The 21,827-nt window shown below is 68.2% G+C and carries 21 protein-coding genes and 2 pseudogenes; 13 read left to right on the forward strand and 10 right to left on the reverse strand.

Going from position 1 to position 21,827, the window contains the following annotated elements; translation table 11 throughout:
• The first annotated feature begins 17 nt into the window (after positions 1-17).
• Entirely contained in the window at positions 18-800 is a 783-nt protein-coding gene (locus PV364_RS28515; RefSeq protein WP_319663240.1) for a FadR/GntR family transcriptional regulator, read from the forward strand.
• Here the strand turns inward: PV364_RS28515 and PV364_RS28520 are convergent.
• The 8 genes from PV364_RS28520 to PV364_RS28555 all read right to left on the reverse strand — a co-directional run bounded on the left by PV364_RS28520 (position 785) and on the right by PV364_RS28555 (position 9,082).
• Entirely contained in the window at positions 785-1,621 is an 837-nt protein-coding gene (locus PV364_RS28520) for an amidohydrolase family protein (protein WP_319663242.1), read from the reverse strand. The two genes, PV364_RS28515 and PV364_RS28520, sit on opposite strands and share 16 nt — an antisense overlap.
• Positions 1,618-1,956, reverse strand: coding sequence for an L-rhamnose mutarotase (locus PV364_RS28525; RefSeq protein WP_319663243.1), 339 nt, complete (start codon positions 1,954-1,956; stop codon positions 1,618-1,620). The genes PV364_RS28520 and PV364_RS28525 overlap by 4 nt, the downstream gene beginning before the upstream one ends.
• Positions 1,953-3,134, reverse strand: coding sequence for a mandelate racemase/muconate lactonizing enzyme family protein (locus tag PV364_RS28530; RefSeq protein ID WP_319663244.1), 1,182 nt, complete (start codon positions 3,132-3,134; stop codon positions 1,953-1,955). The genes PV364_RS28525 and PV364_RS28530 overlap by 4 nt, the downstream gene beginning before the upstream one ends.
• 31 nt (positions 3,135-3,165) lie before the next feature.
• Positions 3,166-4,068: a carbohydrate ABC transporter permease gene (locus PV364_RS28535; RefSeq protein ID WP_319663245.1), complete on the reverse strand. Its 903-nt coding sequence runs from the start codon at positions 4,066-4,068 to the stop codon at positions 3,166-3,168.
• A 2-nt stretch (positions 4,069-4,070) separates the two neighbouring features.
• On the reverse strand, positions 4,071-5,024 hold the full coding sequence (locus PV364_RS28540) for a sugar ABC transporter permease (RefSeq protein ID WP_319663246.1): 954 nt from the start codon (positions 5,022-5,024) through the stop codon (positions 4,071-4,073).
• A gap of 1 nt (position 5,025) precedes the next feature.
• Positions 5,026-6,396 (reverse strand): ABC transporter substrate-binding protein, encoded by a 1,371-nt coding sequence (locus PV364_RS28545; protein ID WP_319663247.1) that lies wholly within the window; start codon positions 6,394-6,396, stop codon positions 5,026-5,028.
• Between the two features lie 908 nt (positions 6,397-7,304).
• On the reverse strand, positions 7,305-8,066 hold the full coding sequence (locus PV364_RS28550; RefSeq protein WP_319663248.1) for an SDR family oxidoreductase: 762 nt from the start codon (positions 8,064-8,066) through the stop codon (positions 7,305-7,307).
• Positions 8,063-9,082 carry a zinc-dependent alcohol dehydrogenase gene (locus tag PV364_RS28555; RefSeq protein WP_319663249.1) on the reverse strand — a complete coding sequence of 340 codons (1,020 nt, stop codon included), beginning with the start codon at positions 9,080-9,082 and terminating at the stop codon, positions 8,063-8,065. Before PV364_RS28555 ends, PV364_RS28550 begins: the two co-directional genes overlap by 4 nt.
• A gap of 140 nt (positions 9,083-9,222) precedes the next feature.
• On the opposite strand from PV364_RS28555, the gene PV364_RS28560 reads away from it, so the two are divergent.
• The 5 genes and pseudogenes from PV364_RS28560 to PV364_RS28580 all read left to right on the forward strand — a co-directional run.
• Positions 9,223-10,224, forward strand: coding sequence for an aldo/keto reductase (locus tag PV364_RS28560; protein ID WP_319663277.1), 1,002 nt, complete (start codon positions 9,223-9,225; stop codon positions 10,222-10,224).
• Positions 10,225-10,325: 101 nt separating this feature from the next.
• The gene (locus PV364_RS28565; protein WP_319663250.1) at positions 10,326-13,001 is read left to right on the forward strand and encodes a right-handed parallel beta-helix repeat-containing protein; all 2,676 of its coding nucleotides are present in this window, start codon (positions 10,326-10,328) and stop codon (positions 12,999-13,001) included.
• Between the two features lie 55 nt (positions 13,002-13,056).
• Positions 13,057-13,860 carry a hypothetical protein gene (locus PV364_RS28570; RefSeq protein ID WP_319663251.1) on the forward strand — a complete coding sequence of 268 codons (804 nt, stop codon included), beginning with the start codon at positions 13,057-13,059 and terminating at the stop codon, positions 13,858-13,860.
• Positions 13,861-13,883: 23 nt separating this feature from the next.
• Positions 13,884-14,204 (forward strand): hypothetical protein, encoded by a 321-nt coding sequence (locus PV364_RS28575; RefSeq protein ID WP_319663252.1) that lies wholly within the window; start codon positions 13,884-13,886, stop codon positions 14,202-14,204.
• Positions 14,205-14,810: 606 nt separating this feature from the next.
• Positions 14,811-15,187, forward strand: a pseudogene (locus tag PV364_RS28580) (ATP-binding protein); the annotation flags it as partial.
• 2 nt (positions 15,188-15,189) lie between these two features.
• Here PV364_RS28580 and PV364_RS28585 read toward each other — a convergent pair.
• Positions 15,190-15,975, reverse strand: coding sequence for a GNAT family N-acetyltransferase (locus PV364_RS28585; protein ID WP_319663253.1), 786 nt, complete (start codon positions 15,973-15,975; stop codon positions 15,190-15,192).
• Positions 15,976-16,362: 387 nt separating this feature from the next.
• Between PV364_RS28585 and PV364_RS28590 the strand changes: the two are divergent.
• The 7 genes and pseudogenes from PV364_RS28590 to PV364_RS28620 form a co-directional block, all read left to right on the forward strand.
• A pseudogene (locus PV364_RS28590) lies at positions 16,363-16,503 on the forward strand (flavin reductase family protein); the annotation flags it as partial.
• A 252-nt stretch (positions 16,504-16,755) separates the two neighbouring features.
• Entirely contained in the window at positions 16,756-16,932 is a 177-nt protein-coding gene (locus PV364_RS28595; protein ID WP_319663254.1) for a hypothetical protein, read from the forward strand.
• Between the two features lie 202 nt (positions 16,933-17,134).
• Positions 17,135-17,368, forward strand: coding sequence for a DDE-type integrase/transposase/recombinase (locus PV364_RS28600; RefSeq protein ID WP_319663255.1), 234 nt, complete (start codon positions 17,135-17,137; stop codon positions 17,366-17,368).
• Between the two features lie 42 nt (positions 17,369-17,410).
• Positions 17,411-17,656, forward strand: coding sequence for an integrase core domain-containing protein (locus PV364_RS28605; RefSeq protein WP_319663278.1), 246 nt, complete (start codon positions 17,411-17,413; stop codon positions 17,654-17,656).
• 51 nt (positions 17,657-17,707) lie between these two features.
• Positions 17,708-17,833 carry a hypothetical protein gene (locus PV364_RS28610; RefSeq protein WP_319663256.1) on the forward strand — a complete coding sequence of 42 codons (126 nt, stop codon included), beginning with the start codon at positions 17,708-17,710 and terminating at the stop codon, positions 17,831-17,833.
• Positions 17,834-17,913: 80 nt separating this feature from the next.
• The gene (locus PV364_RS28615) at positions 17,914-18,672 is read left to right on the forward strand and encodes a type 1 glutamine amidotransferase domain-containing protein (protein ID WP_319663257.1); all 759 of its coding nucleotides are present in this window, start codon (positions 17,914-17,916) and stop codon (positions 18,670-18,672) included.
• A gap of 966 nt (positions 18,673-19,638) precedes the next feature.
• The gene (locus tag PV364_RS28620) at positions 19,639-20,733 is read left to right on the forward strand and encodes a helix-turn-helix transcriptional regulator (RefSeq protein ID WP_319663258.1); all 1,095 of its coding nucleotides are present in this window, start codon (positions 19,639-19,641) and stop codon (positions 20,731-20,733) included.
• An 84-nt stretch (positions 20,734-20,817) separates the two neighbouring features.
• Here PV364_RS28620 and PV364_RS28625 read toward each other — a convergent pair whose 3' ends face one another.
• On the reverse strand, positions 20,818-21,294 hold the full coding sequence (locus tag PV364_RS28625) for a hypothetical protein (RefSeq protein WP_319663259.1): 477 nt from the start codon (positions 21,292-21,294) through the stop codon (positions 20,818-20,820).
• Positions 21,295-21,827: the final 533 nt, after the last annotated feature.

Here is a 21,827-nt window from a genome sequence, read left to right on the forward strand (position 1 = left end):
GCGATAAGGTCATACGTATGCCAGCCGAGTCGCAGCCCACCGCCCGACTGTTCCCGCGACGCCTGCCCGCCGGCCGCTTGGGCGTCGCGGTCGTCTTCGAACTCGTCGACCTCATCGTGACAGGCCGGTTGAGGGAAGGCGAGTTGCTGCCGCCGGAGGGTCCGCTCAGCGAGCACTTCGGCGTGAGCCGCACGGTGCTGCGTGAATCGGTGAAGCGGCTCGAGGAGAAGGGCCTGGTGATCGTTTCCCAGGGTCGCGGCACCCAGGTGCGGGCGCCGGGCTACTGGAACATGCTCGATCCGGTGGTGCTGTCCGCGCTGATCGACAACGATGCGACACTCGGCGTCCTCGACGAGCTGACGATCGTGCGGGCGAGCCTCGAATCGGCGATGGCGGGCGCGGTGGCCGCCTCACGCAGCGCGGACGGGCTGAGGAGGCTGGAGAACGCGCTGGTCACGATGCGTGAAAGCGTGTCCGAGACGGACTCCTTCCGGCAGGCCGACGTGGTGTTCCACTACGCGCTCATGGAGATCTCCGGCAACCGGCTGGCGGAGAACATCGCCAAGCATCTGTACAAGCGGGCCGTGGAGTCCAGCCGCTACCAGGGCATCAACCCCCCTGACGCGGTCGAGCTGACGCTGCAGGAACACGCGGCGATCCTGGATGCCATCTCCAGGAAGGACGTCGCCGCGGCCCAGAAGGCGATGCACGATCACATCCACGTCTCGTGGGAGCGCCGCCGGCTGCCCGACCACGCGCCGAGGGCGCGCGGCCGGGCGCTCGATCAGGACAGCGAGTAGACGTCGGCGGCGTTGCCGCCGAACACCCGTGCGCGTTCCGAGGCGGAGAGCCCCCCCAGCAGCGTCTCCAGAGCGGACTTCCAGGGCGCCGCTCCGCCGCCGAGTTCGGCCAGCGGCCAGTCGGAGCCGTAGAGCAGACGCTCGGCGCCGAAGTATCCCAGAGCGATCATCACCGGTGCGGCGAGATCGTCCGCGCGCCATGATCCGGGGGCGAGGCCCGACGTGAGTCCCGAGACCTTCGCGACGACGTTCGGCTGCCGCGCGAGCTCCCGCAGCCGCGCCGCCCACATGCTCCGGTCCTGCCCGGGCCCGGGCGGACCGCCCAGATGGTCGAGCACGAAGCAGAGGCCGCTGTGGCGCGCGGCCAGACGGGTCGCCTGCGGGAGCTGCCACTCACGCACGACGAGGTCGAAGCAGAGGCCCTCCCGCTCGAGGACGGCGAGGCCCGCACCGATCTCCTCGCGCGTCATCCACTCAGGGTCCGGGTCGATGTGGACCAGATGCCGCACCCCGACGACGGGGACAGCGGCGTTCTCGCGGATCCGGTCGAGCTGAGGTCCGACCTCCGCCGCGAGGTCGACCCACGCGACGAGGCCGGCGACGGCCGGCGAGTCCAGCCCGGCGAGCCGGATGCTCTCGTCGAGGCTGTTGCTCGACTGCACCACCACGGCACCGTCGAGACCGGTCGAGTCCAGCATCCCGCTCAGATCGGGGGCGCCGAAGTCGCGGGCGATCGGCGCCATGGTCTCCGGGTCGATCCAGTCCTGCGGGTCCACGGCCCGGTTCCACAGGTGCACATGGGCGTCGATGCCCGCACTCATGCGAGGTGCCACACTTCCTCGACGGGCTGCCACAGCGCCCCGGGATCACGCTCCTCCGCGATCCTCACCTGGCACGGGTCGGTGTGCGTCCACCATTCCTGCGACGCCGGGTCGTCGGCGATCCGCCGCATGTCCGCCTCGTGGTCGTCGCCGACGTACTCGTAGTAGGCGAACAGGATGTCGCCGAAGATGAAGATGCTGTAGTTGCGCACGTTGCACTCGGTGAGCTTGCGCTCGACGCTCGGCCACACGGCACGGTGCAGCGCCAGGTACTCCTCGCGCTTGTCGGGCCGCACACCCACGACGAAGGCCCTGCGCTCGGGTCGATGGGTCATCGGGTTCGGCCTCCGGTGTGCGTCGGGTCGTCGATCACGTCGGGTTCGGCCACCAGCCGCAGGGCGGCGCGCTCGGGCCGGATGTGCGGGCCGGTCGCCGCGGGCCGGGGCGGAGCGGCGTCGGCCGGTGACATCCGGGACTCGTCGACGACGATCCCGATGCCCGGGCGATCGCCCAGGACGATGCCTCCGTCGTCGAACTGCTGGTCGACGTCGAGACCGACGGGGAAGTGAAGGTCCTGGACTTCGAAGGTCAGCAGGTTCGGTACGGCGGCGGCGGCGTGCGCCACCGGGTTCGCGTTGTACGCGACGGGACTCACCGGCAGGTCGTGGGCGTGCGCGAGCGTCGCGACGCGGAGGAAGTGGGTGATCCCCCACACGTTGCCGACCTGCACGATGTCGACCGCGTTCGCGTCGAGCAGAGGGCGGTACTGCTCCAGCCCGGTCAGGTTCTCGCCGCTGGCGATCGCCGCGCGTACCTTCCCGCGCAGCGAGGCCATGCCGGCCGCGTCCCATCGGCGCAGCGGTTCCTCCACCCAGGTGAGGTCCATGCGCTCTTCGATGGCCGCGACGTACCGCGCCGCCTGGGCGTGGTTCCACGCCTCGTTGGCGTCGAACATGAGCGCCGGCCGGCGGGAGTTGCGGCTGAGGACGTCGCGCATGATCTCCAGCCGGGGCAGGTCGCGGTCGAGGTCGCGGCCGCCCTTGAGCTTGCCGGCCTTGAACCCGCGGTCCGCGAACCGGCCGTAGAGGACGACGAGTTCCTCGTCGGTCAGGCCGTACTCGAGACCGGACGCATAGCCCGGGACGAAGCGCTCGCGGGCGCCGAGGGTCCGCCAGAGCGGCTCGTCGGCGGCCTTGGCCTTGATGTCCCACAGGGCCATGTCGACCGCCCCGATGGTGCCGAAGGTGGATCCTGAGTGACCGGCCTTGAACACCCAGTCGAGCATGCGGTCGTAGAGCGCCGTGACCGAGCGCGGGTCGTCGCCCTCGATCGCGGGGAAGACACGGGCGATGTCGGCGTGGGCCCCGAGGCCCACTCCCTCGATTCCGCTGTCGGTCTCGATGATGAGGACGGGGACCGGCGTGGTGTGGCCGGACTGGACACCGTTGACGTCCCCGGTGATTCTGCCCCAGTCGTGAACGGTGTTCAGACTGCGGTACCCGGTGATCTTCATCGGCGGTGGTTCTCCTTGCAGGGGCGAGTGGTCATTCCTTGGTTCCTCCAGCTGTCATGCCTGCGACCAGGAATCGCTGGGAGAAGAGGAAGACGACCAGGACGGGCAGGATCGACACGATCGTCCCCAGCGCCAAGGTGGGCAGCTGGACGGAGTCGGATCCCGCGGAGCTGGGATTGAAAGCCGGGGTCGACGCCAGGAGCGAGGTGAGCCCGACCTGGATCGGATAGCCGTCGCTCGAGGGCAGCATCACGAACGGGAGGAAGAAGTTGTTCCAGTTCTGTACGAAGCTGAAGAACGCCACCAGGGCGACGATCGGGGCGGCCAGCGGAAGGGCGACCCGCGAGAAGACCTGGAACCCGGTGCAGCCGTCGATGCGCGCGGCGGCGAGGATGTCACGCGGGATGCTGGTCGAGAAGTAGATGTAGGTGAGATAGACGCCGAACGGGAAGAACGACATGGGCAGGATCACCGACAGCGGGCTCCCGATCAGGCCGACGCTGTTCAGTTCGAGGAAGATGGGCAGCACCAGTGCGGTGTTGGGGATCAGCATGACGACGAGCGTCAGCACCAGCAGCGCCTGCCGGAACCTGAACTCCGTGAGCGCGAGCGCGTAGCCGGCGGGGATGCTCACGAGGACCGTGATCACCAGAGCGCCGATCGCGTACAGCGCGGAGTTCCCGATCCAGGTCGTCACCGCACCGTCCTGGAAGGCGAACAACTGGTGCCAGTTGGCGACGAGGTCCGACCACGACCCGATCGAGAACGGGTCCGCGACGACGAGCGTCTTCGAGGACTTCGTCACCGCCAGCAGCAGCCAGACGATCGGGACGGCGAAGAACAGGACGAAGACGGCGAGCAGGACGCCTGCGATGGACCGCCCGCTCCACCCGCTGAGGCTCGGCCGGCGGCGTGCGGCGGAGAGTGCTGCCATGGTCATTCCTTCTCGAACAGGCCGCCGCGGGTCACGAACACCCAGGACAGCAGGAGTGCGACGACCAGCAGGATCAGCGAGATCGCGGCCGCGCCGTTGAAGTCGTTCTGCTGGAAGGCGTACTGGTAGGCCAGCTGGTTGAGCGAGTAGTCGTTGGGGACCACCGCGTTGCTGGCCTGGCTGAGCAACTGCGGCTCGACGAACAGCTGGGTGCCGGCCGCGAGCGACATGACGCCCATGTAGGCGACCCACTTGCGCAGCATCGGAAGCTGGATCCGCAGCGCGATCTGGAAGGCGTTCGCACCGTCGATGCGTGCGGCCTCGATCACCTCGGTGCTGATGTTGTTGAGCGCGCCGTACATGATGAGGATCCATCCGCCGGCTCCGGTCCAGAACGCGATGATCGCGAAGATCGCCGGAAGGTTGCCGGGCTGGATCACCTGCACGAAGCTCTCGAACCCCATCGCCTTGAGCAGGCCGCTGACGGGGCTCGCGGTCGGATCGAGGACGAAGAGCCACAGCAGGACGCTGGACGCGCCCGCGAGCGCGCCGGGCAGGTAGTAGACGAAGCGCAGGGTCGTGCTCACCCACCGCACGCCGATGGCGTGGACCACCAGCGACAGGCCGACGACGAACACGACCAGCCCGAGGAGCCAGATGACGAGGTAGGCGGTCACGTGGAACACGGCCGGCCAGAACCGGAAGTCCCCGACGACCGTGGTGAAGTTGTCGAAACCCGCGAATCCGCCGTCGGCGTTCGTGAAGGCCAGGAACAGCGCGTAGAGCGACGGCACGATCCCGAAGACGACGGTGAGCAACGCGTAGGGCGAGACGAAGAGATAGCCGATCGGACTGCGAGCCAACGCGCGGCCGGCCGCCCGGCCGCCGCCCCGGCCGGGCCGCCGACGCCCCGAGGCGTCGACGGCCGGCCGGCCACTCGGAGGAGCCAGGGTCATGTCAGTTCACCTTGTATCCGTTGACCTTGGCCTGGTTCGCGATGGCCGTCTGCCAGTCCGGCAGTAGGTCCACGATCGACTTGCCGCCCGTGACGCCCGGGGTGATGGTCTTCGCCCAGATCGCCTCCTGGCTGTACGTGGGGTAGCCCCAGCCGTCCCAGACCTGCGACGCCGCGGTCACCACCGGCTGCAGCGGGGTGGCGTAGTACTTGCTCGCCTCCTGCTTGGCGACCCACTTCTGTGCGGCGGGCGCGTACGCCGGGTACCCCGGTGCGACATCGACCTGGTACGCGTCGTCCGTGGTGACGAACTGGACGAACTTCTCGGCGGCCTTCAGGTTCTTCGAGTGGCTGGAGACAAACCAGGTTCCGCCACCCACGTTGCCCGTCGCTGCCCCACTCTCGCCCTTCCACGGCAGCGGCGCGGCGACGCCGAGCTGCCCGGCCTTCACGTTGAGCGACTGGGGGTTGTTGAAGATCGCGCCGGCGTACCAGGCCGGACCCGGCATCATCAGCACCTTGCCCGTGTACTTCTTCAGGAACTCGGGGGTGAACACGCTGACCACCGGCACCGTCCCGTTGCCGCGGAGGGTGTCGAGCAGCGTGGCCGCCCGCTTGCACTCGGTCGAGTCGGTCTTCACGGAGACTGACTTGGGGCCGGTCACGTCATTGGCCTGGCACTTGCTGCCCCACATGAACACCTCGGGCGTCCAGGCGTCGCCGGCCGTCCCGACGATGTAGCCGGGGTGCTCCTTGGCGACCTTCTCCCCGAGCGCCTGGTACTCCTCCCATGTGGTCGGGAGGGTGTAGCCGAACTGGTCCAGCAGGGACTTGTTGTACCAGAGCACCGCCTGGGCGAGGTCGTTGCGCAGGCAGTACACGCGTCCTTCCACCGTGCAGGGGTTGAGCGAGCCCTCGGTGAAGTTGCCGAGCGTGTCCTTCGGGACCAGGCCCTTGTCGAGCACGGCCGCGAACGCCTGCTTGCCGCCGCTCTTCTGGCTGGCCCAGGCAGCGTCGTTGTTCTGGCTGGAGAAGACGACATCCGGCCAGCCGCTGCCGGCGCGGTCGAAGAGCTGCATCTTCGTCCGGAAGGAGTTGGACCCGTTGGCCGACCCGTCGTAGGTGACGACCTTGATCTTGGTGTCCGGGTTCGCCGTCTGGAACGCCTTCGCGGCGGCCTGCCGGTCCGCGTCCACCCAGACGGTGATCTCCGAGGATGCCTCCTGCTTGGCCTCGGGAAAGCCGTACGCGCCGTTCGCCGCGGTGCCCCCGCCGCCGCAACCGGCGAGGGTGAGGAGCGCCGTTGCGGCGCATATGACGGCGGCGGTCGACGTTTTACGGCGCGAGCGCACCGCAGTGTGGATTCCGGCCATGAGATGTCCTTGTCTTGTCGACTTCGTTGACGACTCTGCGCCAGGACTGTAGGGCATACGTATGATGTTTGTCATCACTTTGGGTGGCCCGTTGTTGTTCCGATTTTGACGGGTACGTCGAACGGCGGTCCTGTGCGGGTGGTTGGCGTCGCCCGCGGGCGTGAAGGCACGGTCCGTCGGCGGTCGGGGGCGCCGCGCGACCGGCACCCGGGAGCCCCTGTCGCCACGTCGTACGTGCTCACAGCGGTGGAGCTCAACTCCGCCGGAGCGACCGGAGATTCGGTGCCCCACGTGTTCCGCGACGCGGCCCCGGACGTCCGGACCGCGTTCGGCGGTCCCCCTCGGGCGGGCGGGTGGGGGCCGGCCGGTGCCACGGCCGGGGTGGGTCGGCCGGCGGCCCGGTGCCACGGGGGGATGCCGGGCGGGATCCGCACAGCGGTATCAAGTGCGGGCGGCACGCGGCGACTTTCAGCCATTGCCGGGTCTGTGTGCGCTTCCGCGGCGAGGCCACTGGGTGGTCGGGTCCGCGCAGGCGCCGCCGGCCCGTTCCTCCGCCTGATGCCGACCGCAGCGTTGCCCGGGGACCCGCTGCGCGCGGGGGAACCGGCCCGCGTCCCCGCCGAAGAGGGCGAGCGGATCCCGGTGACGTGGCGCCTCCGGAGCGGTGGAACCACGCTCTCGTGGCTGGTGGTGTGCAACGGGTCGCCGACCGGGGGCCGTCGGCTCCGACCCGTCCTGCCCCGGGCTGCCTCGACACCGAGGCAGCCCGGGGCCCGTGTCAACGCTGCTGTCCGTGCACCGGTCGTGCCGCGAGGGCCGGCCGCCTCGTGGAGGTCGCCGACGCCCGCGTCGCGAACCGGTCCCGTCGTACCCAGGGGATCGGCACGTGCACGTCCGTCAGACCGCACTCATCGGCCGAGCCAGCCACCGTCGACCGGCAGAACGGTTCCGGAGACGTAGCGCGCGGCGTCCGACGCCAGGAAGACAGCGGCTCCCGCGATGTCCTCCGCCGTTCCCCACCGCCCCGCCGGTATCCGCTCGAGGATCGCGCGGGACCGGTCGGGGTCGTCCTGCAGGGCCTGGGTGTTGTCCGTCGCGATGTAGCCCGGGGCGATGCCGTTCACCGTCACACCGCGTCCGGCCCACTCGTTCGACAGGGCCCGGATCAGCCCCGCCACGCCGGACTTGGCGGCCGCGTAGCCGGGCACGTTGATCCCGCCCTGGAACGAGAGCAGGGAGGCGGTGAAGACGATGCGTCCGTGCCGCGCCTCCAGCATCCGCCGCCCGAGGACCTGGCTGAGCACGAACGTGCTCGTGAGGTCCACTTCGAGCACTTCGTCGAACCATTCCACGGGGTGCTCGGCGGCGGGAGCGCGGCGGATGGTCCCCGCGTTGTTGACCAGGATGTCCACCGGGCGCTCGCCCGTGGCGAGTTCCTCGGCGAACCGGGTCACCTGCTGCCGGTCGGCGAAGTCGACGCGGTGTCCCGAGAACGCGCGGCCGAGCCGGCGCACGCGGTCGCCGATCGCCGATGACGCCGGATCGAGGGTGGCGGAGACTCCGACGATGTCGGCACCGGCGGCGGCCAGGGCCTCGGCGACGGCGAACCCGATGCCGCGCTTGGCCCCCGTCACGACCGCGAGGCGCCCGGTCAGGTCGAACGGGTTCATGACGCGCTCACCTCGACGAGCAGCTTCATCGCCTGCCCGGCCTCGAGGACGCCGAAGGCCGACTGGATCTCGGTCAGCGGCACGATGCCCGTGATGAGCTTCTCGGCCGGGATGGCGCCCTCGGCCAGGAGCTCGATGGCGCGCTCGAAGTCGTGGCGCTGGTAGACGCGCGCACCGAGCAACCTCAGCTCCCGCCAGAACACGCGGTGCAGATCGACGGGGCGCGGTTGCGAGTGGATGGCCACCACCACGAGCGTGCCGCGGACCTTCGCCAAGCCGGTGGCACCGAGCACGGCCCCGGCCGATCCGGAGACCTCGAACACGACGTCCGCTCCGGCGCCGTCCGTCCACTCCTCCACCCAGGCGACCTGGTCGACCGACGAGGGGTCCAGCGTCGTCAGCCCCATCTCCTCGGCGGCTGCCCGCCGGGTCGGGTCGATCTCGGCGATCACGACCTCGGCACCGGACGCGGAGGCGACGGTGGCGATGAGAACGCCGATCGGGCCCGCGCCGATGACGACCGCCCTGTCACCCGGGCCGAGTTCGGAACGCCGTACGTCGTGAACCGCCACCGCGACGGGCTCCACCAGGGCGGCGTCCCGCAGCGAGATCCCCGCGGGCAGCCGTACGAGTGTCGACGCCGGTACGTTCCAGAACTCCTGGAGGGCTCCGGGGCTGTCGATGCCGATGAAGTCCAGGTTCTGGCAGATGTGCTCGTTGCCCGCCCGGCAGGCCGGACACGTGCCGTCCCAGGCCAGCGGCATGACCGTCACCGCATCACCCACCGACCAGCCCTCCACGCCGGGGCCGAGGGCGACGATCGTGCCCGACATCTCGTGTCCGATCGTCGCCGACTCGCCGACCCGGCCGTCCATGTCCCCGTGGAACACGTGGAGATCCGTGCCGCAGATGCCGACGTAGGCCACGGCGATCCGGACCTCGCCCGGACCCGGGTCGGCCGGTTCCCGCTCCTCGACCGCCATTGTGCGCGCGCCTGTGTAACGTGCCGCCAACATACCGATCGGCTCCTCCTCGCCATGTCGTGGGCCGCACCGGCCCACAGCCCGCGCAGCCTAACAGGAAACATCATACGTATGCTCTCCTGATTACACTCCTCCTCGTGACCAGCAATCCACCGCCACGCGACCACGCATCCATGGAACCGACGCTGCCGACCCGGGGACTGCGCACCGGGCACCAGCTCACGGAGTTGGGCCTGGGCGCAGCCCAGTTCGGCAACCTGTTCACCGAGACGACCGACGACGAGTCCTGCCGCGCCGTCAGAGCGGCGGCCGAGGAGGGGATCCGCTACTTCGACACCGCCCCGCACTACGGCCTCGGGCTGTCCGAACGCCGCCTGGGGGACGCCCTCCGCACGGCCGCCCCGCGAGGTGCGATCCTCTCCTCGAAGACCGGGCGCCTGCTCGTGGACAGCCCGGAGACGAGTCACCGGCTCGACGACGACGGGTTCGTCGTGCCGGCCGCGAAGCGGCGGGTCTGGGACTTCAGTCGCGACGGGATCCTCCGTTCCGTGGAGGAGTCGCTGGAGCGGCTCGGGGCGGACCGGCTCGACATCGCCTATCTGCACGATCCGGACGACCACTGGGGGGCGGCATCGTCGAGCGGGATCTCCGCCCTGGCCGAACTCCGGGACCAGGGCGTCGTCGGTGCCGTCGGCGCCGGCATGAACCAGGCGGCGATGCTCGCCGAGTTCGTGCGGCGGACCGACGTCGACGTGGTGATGGTCGCGGGGCGGTTCACCCTTCTCGATCAGTCGGCTCTGGACGACCTGCTGCCCGTCGCCGCCGCCCGCGGTGTCGGCGTCGTCGCCGCGGCGGTCTACAACTCCGGTCTGCTGAGCACCAGGTCCGTGGACGGCTCGGCGCCCTACGACTACGGGGCGGCGCCGCGGGCCGTCGTGGAACGTGCCGCCCGCATCGCCGCCGTCTGCGAGCGGCACGGCGTGGAGCTCCCCGCGGCCGCCCTCCAGTACCCGTTGCGCCATCCCGCCGTCGTCTCGGTGGTGACGGGGATGCGCACCGAGGAGCACGTGCGCAGCAATGCCGCGCGGTACCGGGCGGAGATCCCGGCGGCGCTGTGGGAGGAACTGCACGTCACAGGGCTCGTCCCGGACCCGGTCCGGACGAGCCGGTCCTGAGGAATTACAAGTCATACGTCACACGAATCTTGTAGCAAACATCATACGTATGCTAACTCTGTGTCGGGCATCAACGCCCCTATCACAGGAAGCGATCGAACATGACATCGACGTCAGACTCGACCCGCTCGATGAGCAGACGACGGAGGCTCAGAGCCGGCGCCCTCGCGGCGTTCGGCGCCTGCGCCGTCATCGCGTCAGCGCTCATTCCCCTGCAGGCGCAAGCCGCGCCCCGGACGGTGTACTTCGCTGCCCCGGACGGCAAGGACGCCGGAAACTGCAGCGAGTCGAAGCCGTGCTCCCTGGAGCGGGCCCAGCATGTTGTCGGCCCGGCCACCAAGCACGGTGACGTGACGGTTCAGCTCGCCGACGGCACCTACCGCCTCGCCGAGCCCCTCCGGTTCGGACCCGACGACGACGGCGGCGACCACACCGTCGAGTGGACCGCCGCCCCGGGCGCCCACCCCGTCGTCACCGGCGCCTCGAAGGTCAACGGCTGGTCCAAGTCCGCGGCGGGCTCGGGCATCTGGGAAGCCGACACCCCCAGCGGCCTCGACACCCGCCAGCTCTACGTCAACGGCGTGATCGCCCCTCGCGCCGCCATTCGGCTGGCCAACGCGGACGTCACTCCCACCGCGACCGGTCTCACCATCAAGAACTCGGCCCTCAGCTACCTCGCCACGCTTCCCGACCAGGGGCGCATCGAGTTCGAGTCCCTCGGCGACTTCACGAACCGCTACTCGCCGGTCCAGAGCATCAGCCCCACCGCGATCACGATGGCGCAGCCCGCGTGGGACAACAACACCTGGGGTTGGGACACCGTCCAGAACTCGTTCCTGGCCGGTCCGAGCTGGTACCTCGACAACTCGCTGAGCTTCCTGACGCAGGTCGGCCAGTGGTACATCTCCCCGAGCGCCGGGAAGCTCTACTACAAGCCGGCGGACGGGGTCGACCCCAACCGGCTCGACATCGAGCTGCCCCGCATGGAGTCGCTGATCAGCATCGGCGGGACCTACGACGAGCCGGTGACCGGACTCGCCTTCAAGGGCATCCAGTTCTCCGGAACCTCCTGGCTCGGCCCCTCCACCGACGGGTACGCGGACCAGCAGAACGGCCTGTTCATCAAGGGCGCCTACGACTACCGCCCCGCCAACGCCTTCAGCAACTGCTCCCGCGGCTGTGAGATGTTCGAGCGGGCGCGCACCAGCTGGTACCAGGAGCCGGCCGCCGTGCAGGTCTCCGCGGCCAGCCGCATCTCGTTCACCGGCAACACGTTCACCAACCTCGGCCAGTCGGCGCTGGGCATCGGAAACGACGCGAACGCCACGGTGACCGGGGTCGGGCTGGGCGCCGGCGACATCGACGTGGTCGGCAACCGGTTCACGGAGAACAGCGGCCACGGCGTCGCGGTCGGCGGCGTGCTGCCCGACGCGCACCACCCGAGCGATCCGCGGATGACCAACCACGACGTCCTGATATCCGACAACACGATCAACCGCGTGTCGGTGGACTACAAGGACAACAGCGGCATCCTCAGCACCTACGTCACGGGTGCCCGCATCCTGCACAACGAGGTCTCCAACGTCCCCTACGACGGCATCGACACCGGCTACGGCTGGGGCATCAACGACGCCGGGGGGTCGAACGACTACGTCGACCGCGGCTACTACAAGTGGAACACCCAGTACACGACGCCGACGACGCTGAAGGACAACCAGGTCGAGGGCAACCTCGTGCACAACACGAAGGCGCGCTTCGCCGACGGCGGATCGGTCTACAACCTCTCCGCCAGCCCGGGAAGCGTGGTCTCCGACAACTACCTGTTCAACATCTCGGGAGTCGGCCTCTACCTCGACGAGGGCAGCCGCTCGATGACCTACGAGAACAACGTGGTCCAAGGCGGATCCTTCCTCTTCACCAACGCGTCCAGCCTCCGCAACAACACCAGTGACAACGTCATCCGGAACAACTGGTACAACTCGGGCGGCGCCTCGACGCCGAACGCCGCGGCGCACAACAACCAGCTGATCAACAACGTGAAGATCACCGGCGCCAACTGGCCGGCGGGCGCACGGGACGTGATCTGCCAGGCGGGTGTCGCACCGCAGTACCGGACCTCGCTCAACGCGAACCAGTTCGGCTTCACCGGGTGCCCGACCGGTGGACCGGTCGCACCGGCCTTCCGCACCGCCGGAAGCTCCGCTGTCAGCTCGTACTTCGGCCAGAGCGCGGGTGCGTTCGGGATCGCGGCGGCGGGCGCCGACGTGTGGGGCGCCGGCGGTCAGCACGACGACCAGTTCGGCGCGGTCTACGGGCCTGCCCCGTTCACGGCCGACTCGAGCGTGTCCACCCGGGTCGTGTCGGTCAACGACGCCAACGCCTGGGCCAAGTCCGGGGTCATGGTCCGCAACGACATGACCCAGGCGGGAAGTTCGGCCGGATACGCCGTCGTCGCGGTCACCGCCCGCAACGGCGTCGTCTTCGAGTGGGACGCCAACGGCGACGGGTACCTGGACACCGACGCCCGCGCCTCCGTCGACATCTACCGCCCCGTCTGGGTGAAGCTCACCCGGTCAGGCACCGCGTTCAGCGCCTCGTACTCCTACGACGGCGCCAACTACGTCCCGATCGGTCAGCCCGTGACGCTGGCCTCGGCCGCGGCGAAGCAGAACGCGGGCATCTTCTCCACGTCCCACGACGTCACGCAGTCAGCGATCAACCAGTTCGACTCCGCCTCCTTCACGGCCGCGACACCCCCGCCGCTCCGGGTGGGCTGACGGGCGCATGAGAGGCCCACGGCACCGAGCGTGACGTGCCGTTGACCATCAAGCCGTGCGGGGCGGGCGCAGGCCCGCCCCGCACGGCCGTCTCCGGGTTCGACAGGGCGGAGAGGCCGGTGACGACCCGCACGCGCCGGAGGGGATAATCGACGACCTGTATGCCTGCGCGGTCCGCTGCGCAACCCCAGCCTGCGCGTCATGGAGTTCCTGCGCCTACGTAAGTCTCCGCATCAGCTACGAGGTCGACCACTTCGGCGCGACCGCCAAAGCCTGCTTCCCCAAGGGCGCAGGATCCGGCACCGGTGCGAACCGAGGCGCCTTGGGCGGCTGGGGCGGTGACCTGAGCACGTCCTATGCGGAATGGCGCGACCACGCCGATGAGTACGCCGCTGGCTACCCGTGCTGCACCGACTACCTCGCCAAGATCAATGTCTCCTCGACCGTCTCTTTCAAGGACATGCTCGAGGACATCGACGGCTACCTTGTCGGTGTGGCGGTGCGCAACGATGTGCCGATCAACCAGGTGATGCGCAGTCACTTTGGGGGCGGCACCAACGCCGGCCACCTCAGCCGCTTCAAGGACTACTACAACCAGCGCCATGGCGGCAGCGTCGCCAACGTCTCGGCCACTGCGCGCAGCGTGCTCATCGACGTCGGTGACGACGACGAGTTGGGCGCGATCAGGACCGTGGCCATTCGCATGATCGCCGGTGTCGCCACGATGCTTCCCGGCTCCATGCCCGACGAGAAGCTCAACCCGTTCCTCGACGAGTACGCCGATACCATCCAGCGATTCGTAGGCAACGAGAACGCCAGGCGGCTGCCGCGGATCGCGAAGAACGGCTCCGAGAACTGATAGCAGGACCGTACGGAGGAACAGTGAAACCCGGGAACTGGGTCGTCGCGGCAGGAACCTTCCTGCTCCTCACGACACTGACGTTCGGATACGGCTTGTGGCACACGCTTGTCCTTGACAAGAGGGAATTCTGCACGGTGATCCTCCACCAGCGGTATGACCCGAAGTACGCCCTCAGCGACGAGCAGCTCTTCCCGCTCTCGCAAAAGTGCAACGCGTCGTACGACATGGTGCCGGCCTTCGTCAATCCGTCCATCGTCCTCTTCCTGGGGCTGACGATCCTCGGCGCCGGCGCCGGCGTCGGCGCAGCTGTACGGCGCCGTCGCGCGGCATTCCCTCGCTGAACTGATTCCCCCAGCCTGACCTCGGGAGAATCGCTCATGACGACACCCACCGTCCGCCCCCGGCGCCGCGCCGTTCTGGGCGCCGGCCTCGGCCTCGTCGGCGGGCTCGCCCTGTGGGGCACCGCCACTCCTATCGTCAGCGTTGCACCCGCGGAACGCGGTCGGCACCGGCCCGGCAACAAGAGCGCGAACGGCTGGCCGGTCATCGCCACGGCCAGCGCCCACCGGATCGAAGGCAGTACGGCGACCGCGGCCACCCGCGACGGTGACCTCGCCACCATCCTGCTCTACGTCACCTGGCGCTTCCACTACCAACCTCGCGTTCGGCCAGGGTGGAGAGGGCGGCTACGGTCCCTGTGCCCCGAGGGGGATACTGGCGTCCATGCGGCAGTTCGAGGCCGCCTGGGTACGGAAGGCGGGCAGGCCGCGCAAAACGCCGTCGTCGGCGGCCTGAGTGCACGCACGGCGGCCCGGATCCCCTCGGTGGGGGTCCGGGCCGCAGTACTGCGCCGTGGCGTATGTCAGGCGCGGCGGAAGTCCTCGAACCGGTTGCCGGCAGCCACGCGGGCCGTCTGCGGCTTGCCGGGAAGCTCCTTGGGGTCGAGCCGCGTCCGCTGCACGCTCGCCACGAAGCTGGTGAACGAGCCGGTCGAAGCAGCCGACGAGAAGCGGCTGAACAAGACCATCGCCCGCTACGGCCCCGTCGACCTCCTCTGTATCGACGAGCTCGACTACAGGGAACCGGACCGCCGCGGCGCCGAACTTCTCTTCCAGGTGCTGACCGAACGCCAGGAGAAAAACAGTGTCGCCAAAGCCTTCAACGAGTTCTTCGGCGGCTGACCAAGACCTTCACCGACCCCCGCCTCTGTGCGGCCGTCGTCGGCCGCCTCACCTTCGGCGGCACCATCGTCGAAACCGGCACCGACTCCTACCGCCTCGCCACCACCCGCGCACGAGCCGAAGAGCCGGCCAAGGCCGGCTGAGCTCAGGGCGACCACACATACGGCGTTGTCGTGGTGACCGCGTGCAGACCGAGGCGGGTGAGGATCGGGGCGCTGTCAGCTGAGGCGTCGACATAGACATGGCGGACGCCGCGGGCAGCAGCGAGTTGTGCTCGGTGGGCGACCATGGCCCGGTAGATGCCCTGCCCCCGCCATTCCTTGAGCGTTGAGCCGCCCCACAGGGCACCGAAGTCGATGCCGTCCTTGAACACCAGCCAGGCGGCGCAGACGACTTCGGTGCGTGCCTCGGCGACGAGGACGATGGTGTTCTCTGGGGCGTTGTCGATCCGGGCGGCCAGGTCGTCGGCGAGCCAACTCCGGTCCTCGCCCCAGACGGTGCTCTCCATGGCGGCGATGCGCTGGAGGTCTGACCTGGCGGTGACACGGCGGAGGGTCACGCCGTCGGGCAGGACGGGATCGGCGGCAAGGTCTGCGGACCGCCCGATGAGAACGGTCTCGCTGTCCTCGGCGAAGAAGCCGGCGGCCGTGAGCCGGTCGGTGAGGTCGGCAGGGAGATCATGGGCGCGAGTCTTCCATTCGACCGCCTCACCACGGGCAGCGTAGAAGTCTCGCTGCCGCGCTATGAGCGTGTCGAGTTCCGCTCCGCGCACACCGAGGTCGCGTGGGCCCGTGACGAAGCCACGGTGCCACCCGACGACACGGGTCAACGGGCCGTCCTTCTCGATGCGAGCACTGCCGCCAGGCGGGGTGACACCACGGAGCTGGGCGTCATACGCAGTGCGGAGTTCGTTGATCGGAGTGTCCTTCACTCGAACACCGTACGGACCGGGTCAAGCGATTAAACGCCGGTCGAAACCGCGCGAATATCAGGGGCTTCACTCGCACATTGCCACTGCCTGCCTTGACGGCCGGCCGCCCTGCGGGTGACTGGCCGTCCTCACGTTCGCATCCACACAGTGTCGTCATTTCTCATCCACATTCCATAGCCGGTTGATCACCAACCGCCTCCGGAGACCTTCGACAAACGCTGTCCTCGGAGATCAACGAAGCCAGCGGGTGGCCGTGCGCCGCTGCGCTGTCCTGGTTGGGGCCCTTTCGGACCCATCCGTAGGCGATGCGGCCCTCGGAACCTCGCGTTCGGCCAGGGCGGAGAGGGCGGCTACGGTCCCTGTCCCCCGAGGGGGATACTGGCGCCCATGCGAATCGACTTCGATCCCGAGGCCATGGGCCGCAACCCCTTCTACAAGCTGCGGACCTCGGTGGTCGTGCCGCGGCCCATCGCGTGGGTGTCGACCCTGAGCGAGGCGGGGACGGCGAACCTCGCGCCTGCGAAGTTCTGAGGAAAGCGGTAGCGGTCCCGAAGCACGTTAGCCCTGGTCAGGGGTCTGTGCAAGGTGGAAGTTCCACGGGACTGCGGAGGGCGGTCGGTTGCTTGGTCTGCAACGTCAGGACCGGTCGCCCTATGACCAGCGCCACCACTTCGTCCGGTAGTTGACTGGCCGGCGGCCGGAACCGGGGCGGCCGGTTCCGGAGCTTCCTCGTCGGCGGCTACAGCTCCATCCGCGACCAGCGGTCCGCCGGCCCCGCCAGTGGCGTCCACACTGGCCCGGAGCCCCGAACTCTTCAAGGTCCTCCAGTACGGCCGCACCGAGCTGGTCCTGCCCCGTCGGCTGAGCTACCAGCGGATGGTCGGTCACCATCCCCCGCAGGTCACCGATCTGCGGGTGCAACGCGTGCTCGGGCACGTAGATGCCCGGCAACGGTAGGAGCGGCGCCGCCTGTCTCTTACGCAGCCGTGACCAGACCATGTCGCCCCTCGCGCCATTCAGCAGCTCCCCGGCTGCGGACAACGATGGATGTGTAGACAGCCGATCCGGAGGGCTTCACGCTGGCCCGGAGGCTGTCCGGGCCGCGGCCAGGACAGCCTCCGCGCAGGATACGGCCCTGTCCTGCCCCACGTCAGGACGGGTGGTCCGGGTTCCAGGGACGGCCGACCGCGCCCCGGACCCGGTCGAGCGCGACTCCGTTGCCGACGCTCCGAACCGCACCTGGGTCGCGGACTTCACCCACGTCGCGGCCTGGGGCCGCACCGTCTACGTAGCCTTTGTCGTCGACACCTTCTCCCGCAGCATCCTCGGCTGGTCCGCGGCCACTACCAAACACACCGAACTTGTCCTGGCCGCAGTCGAAATAGGCCTGTGACAACGCAACCGGGAGGCCAACTCCCACCAGCCAGGCCAGCTGATTCGTCACAGCGACGCCTACGACGACGCCCTGATGGAATCCACGATCGGCCTGTTCAAGACCGAACTGATCAAGCCCCGCTGGCCCTGTCGAATCCTGCCGGAAGTCGAACTGGCCACCGCCGAATGGGTCGACTGGTACAACCACCACCGCTTCCACGGTGAGATGGGCCACGTCCCACCCGCAGAATACGAAGCCAACCACTACCAGACCGACAAGAAACCCCAGGTCACAGTCAAGAGCTAGAGTCTCCACCAGACCCGGAACGGTTCAGACGCCGAGTGCGCGCTGAAGAGCGTGTCCTTCATCGGCGTCTTCCCGCCCGACTCCAAGGACCAGATCGACGTTCCGTGGAAGGCCGACGAATGCAGCGGCCGTGGCGTCCACGCCCTTTCCGTCGGCCCGATCCACGCCACACGCTGACGTTCCGTTCGGGTGCGGCGGTGCCCGGGAGCCGTTCGCGTCGGTGTCATGAACGCGCGCAGTCCTGGCATGATGCCCGCATGCGCGTGTGGATGCCGGTCCCGGACCGGGACTTCGACGTGACCGAGGTCGCCGTGCCGTGGCACGTGCTCACCGAGGCGGGTCACGAGGTCGTGCTCGCCACCGAACGGTCCGGCACCCGGCCCGCGGCCGACCCGCGGCTGCTGGACGGGGTGGTGTTCGGCCGGCTCGGCGCCGCCGCGGAGGCCAGGCACCGGTACGAACGGCTCACCCGCAGCGCCGCGTTCGAGCACCCGGTGGGCTGGGAGGACACGGACGTCACGGCGTTCGACGGGCTGCTGCTGCCCGGCGGGCACGCGCCGGGAATGCGCCAGTACCTCGACTCGGCCGTGCTGCGTGAGCAAGTGGCCCGGTTCTGGGCGCTGGACCGGCCGGTCGGCGCGATCTGCCACGGAGTACTCGTCCTGGCCCGCACGCGGGATCCCGCCACGGGCCGGGGCCTCCTCGCCGACCGCCGCACCACCTGCCTGCCCAAGTACATGGAGCGCACCGCCTATTGGACGACCGCCTGGCGACTCGGCCGGTACTACCGCACCTATCCGGCGTACGTGGAGGACGAGGTGCGCGGCGCGCTCGCCGACCCGGCGTCGCAATTCGAGCGGGGACCCCGCGTGCTGACCCGGCGGGGAACCGCGGACGACGACACCCACGCGTTCGTCGTCGAGGACGGCCGCTACCTGTCCGCCCGATGGCCGGGCGACGCGTATCTGTTCGCCCGCCGCTACCTCGCCCTCCTCGAACGGCACACAGCGGGCTGAGATCCAGGGTCCGCCTGCGCAGCTGAGGAAAGTTCATGGCCATTCTGGACGGGGCCATGTGGAAGGACGAAGAATTGAGGCGACTTGTTCCCGAGCGACGGGCGCCCCGGGCTCCCGCCCGCCCAGTTGGCCGCGGTGAGCGTCCTGCAGTCCCCTTGGACCTTTCCGACCAGGCCGGACGCCGCCCGAGTAGCCGAAGGAGGAAGGCGACTCGGGCGGGACGATGCCTCAGGCATGCCGTGGTCGACTTGCACGACATGTTCAACGTGATTGCCTACATGAACCGGACGGGAATCTCTGACGGGGGCGGTCCGGTAGTCCGACACTTCGGACTGCGCGATCCTGGGTGAAATTTGGCGCTGAGATTCTATGAGAGCTTGGACACCCTCACGAAAATACTGGAATGTGATGTGGGCGCGAGGACCGGTCAGTCTAGGACGCCTCGCTCAACATGCAGTGGCGGCTGGGCTGCGGTTGGCGAGACTGGCACTCGTTAGGTCGCTCGGCCTGGCAACCGGACGCCGTCCAGAGTAGATCAGGCATCCGTTGGTCCTGATCAGGCACCCAGCACGGCGTACCGCGATAACTCTTCCAGCCGAAGGCGGAGATGACGCAGATGACGCAATCCGTGCTTAGGCGGAAAGCCCTCGCGTACTTCCAGATCCCTTTAAGCCCGTACGAGGCACCGAAGTCGGTGCCGGGTGGCAGGCGAGAAGCTCAGCAGCTCCGCAGCCGCGCTCATTCAAAAGGTGACTTTATCGAGGCGACTCGAATATGGCGAACGGCTGTGGTGCTTATCGAACGTCTTGATCGAACTGCCTCCGCGTTGCCTCGCTGTCTGGTGGTGTCGATTGCCTTCGTGAATAAATTCCCCTATTTTGCAGACGGTTCGGACTTCGGTAGATCGCTCGATTATCGGACGGATGTCGTGGATGTTGTAAGTGCAGTAAATACTGGAAGGCGGACGTGAACCTCCCAGCGGGCGGCGAGGCCGCTGAAGCCGATTCGATCGTCTATGCATGGGTTCTGAGGAAGCGTCAGGTTGACTTGACGTTAATGCGGCAGGAACTGGATTTGCCTATGGTTGAACTGGAGAAGAGCCTGGAGCGGCTTTGTGGTGTGGGTTTGGTGGTGCGCCCTGACGGTGACCATGCATCTGGATTCGCGGTGGATCCTGCTGTTGCCATCGCGAAGCTGACAGAGCCGATTGCGTCGCGCATGCGAGAGGAGGAGCGTCGCATTCTGGAAATTCAAGAAGAGCTGTCGCGTTTTGCTCCCCTGTACGCGGAAAGTAGTGGCTCTACGCAAGGGCTGGAAGTCCTCGGGAGTCTGACCGAGGTACGGGCGGCCCTGAACCGCGAAGCCGATTTGGCTCGAGATGAGATGATCACGTGTCAACCGGGCGGGGGTTCACGCAAGCCGGAAGCCATGTCCGAGGCGATGCACCGCGATGCCGCGCTCCTGGACCGGGGTGTGTCCATTCGTACGCTCTATCATCATACTGCCCGGTTCAACGGACCCAGCCAGGCCTATGTGGCAGCTGCCTCGGCGCTGGGAGCACAGTACCGAACCCTTCACGAACTCTTCGGACGCATCATCGTCTTCGACCGGCGCATCGCATTCCTTCCCGTGCAGGACCAGTCCTGGGGCGCGGTCGTTCTGAAGGAGCCCTCGACGGTGGCGTACCTGTGCGACGTCTTTGAAGAGGCCTGGGAGCGCGGTACGCCGTTCGTGGATGCCGCAAGCCAGGGCCTCGAACAGGTATCGCGCGAGATACAGGAGACCATCGTGCGCCTGATGGCCGAGGGACACAAGGACGAGGTGATAGCGCGTCGCCTCGGGATGTCCTTGCGTACTGCGCGGCGGCACATCGCCGACATCATGGAACAGTTGAAGGCGACAAGCCGCTTCCAAGCAGGTGTGGCCGCGGCAACCCGAGGATTCGCAAGGCGTACGACTGCCGACCGGGATGGTCGCGTCCGAGGGGACGCGGACGAGACCAGACCACCGCGTTCGTTGGACGGTTATCCGGCCCGCGACCGGGTCTCCGACGGCATCTGAGGCGCTATTCGCCACTCGGGGACTGGCGGCCGCGCCAACGGCGCCGAGGACACTGTTCGTTGCAGTGTGCAGCCGACAGACGTGTTACTGCGTGGTGCGCTCTGCTACCTGTTGGCGGTCGCCGATGAAGGTGAAGAGGTAGGTCGACGGCTGTACGACCGGCTGGATGATCCACGAGTAATTCGGCGGGATGTACAGGACCTCTGTCGAGCGGAGTTGGAAATGCACGGCGTTCTCGGTCGGCAGTGCTTGCAAATCTTCGCCGGGGCCGGGCAGCAGGGTCCAGAGGCCGCTGCCCGACGTTTGATGGACGAGGGTGTCGCAGGGAGCCCGGGCGGCCCGGACGCTGAGCGGCGCGCGTTCACTGGGGACGGTTTGTACGGCCCGTCCCAAGAGGCCGGCAAGCCCCAGGGCCAAGAGTTCCCGATCTGCTTCTGCCGCGAGGGGGTCGCACGCCGGGTGGTCGTGCTCAGGCCACACGACCCCGGGCGCTCGTCCCAAGAAGACCGATGCGAACGCGGCTACTTCCTGACAGTGCAGCTCTGAGTCGGTGGTCTCCACCGGCCTCCCTTCATCGCAGGAATCCTGCGCGCAAAGCGACAGGGTCGTCGTACAAGCAAGATGCATTGTTCGTGGATGTCGATAAGGGGTAGCGCGGGTGTATGCGGGCCGCCAACCGGTCCTGCACCCTGCTCTGGACGTCGGACTTGCCGGCCCCGTGGCGCTCGCCGCGTGGCCTGTCGTGGGATAGCTCAATGGTTCTGGGCCGCGCCACACCGCAGGCTGCGGACGCAGACGTTCGGCGGCGAGGCCGCTCGCACTGTGTCCCGTTCTCACTTCTCGCCGACGTCGTCGAAGTCCAAGCACTCCACCTTCCCTCCACTCCAGCTGTTCCGTGAGCTTGAAGTCTGGTGCAATCGTCCGGGGTGTCGTTGGGACGGCGCAGATTGACGCGAAAGCTCCCAGGCCATTTGGTGCCTTGACGGCCGCGCAGGCCGGCGGGGTCGAGAGAGGCCAGCGACGGTGCATCTCGTTGATCATCGAGGGGATTTCCGGTGGACACAAGTCACGAGAATTCGTGCCGCGTAAATCCC

Origin of the sequence: Streptomyces sp. MI02-7b (genome assembly GCF_033793585.1) — a bacterium.
In the GTDB taxonomy this organism is placed as follows: domain Bacteria; phylum Actinomycetota; class Actinomycetes; order Streptomycetales; family Streptomycetaceae; genus Actinacidiphila.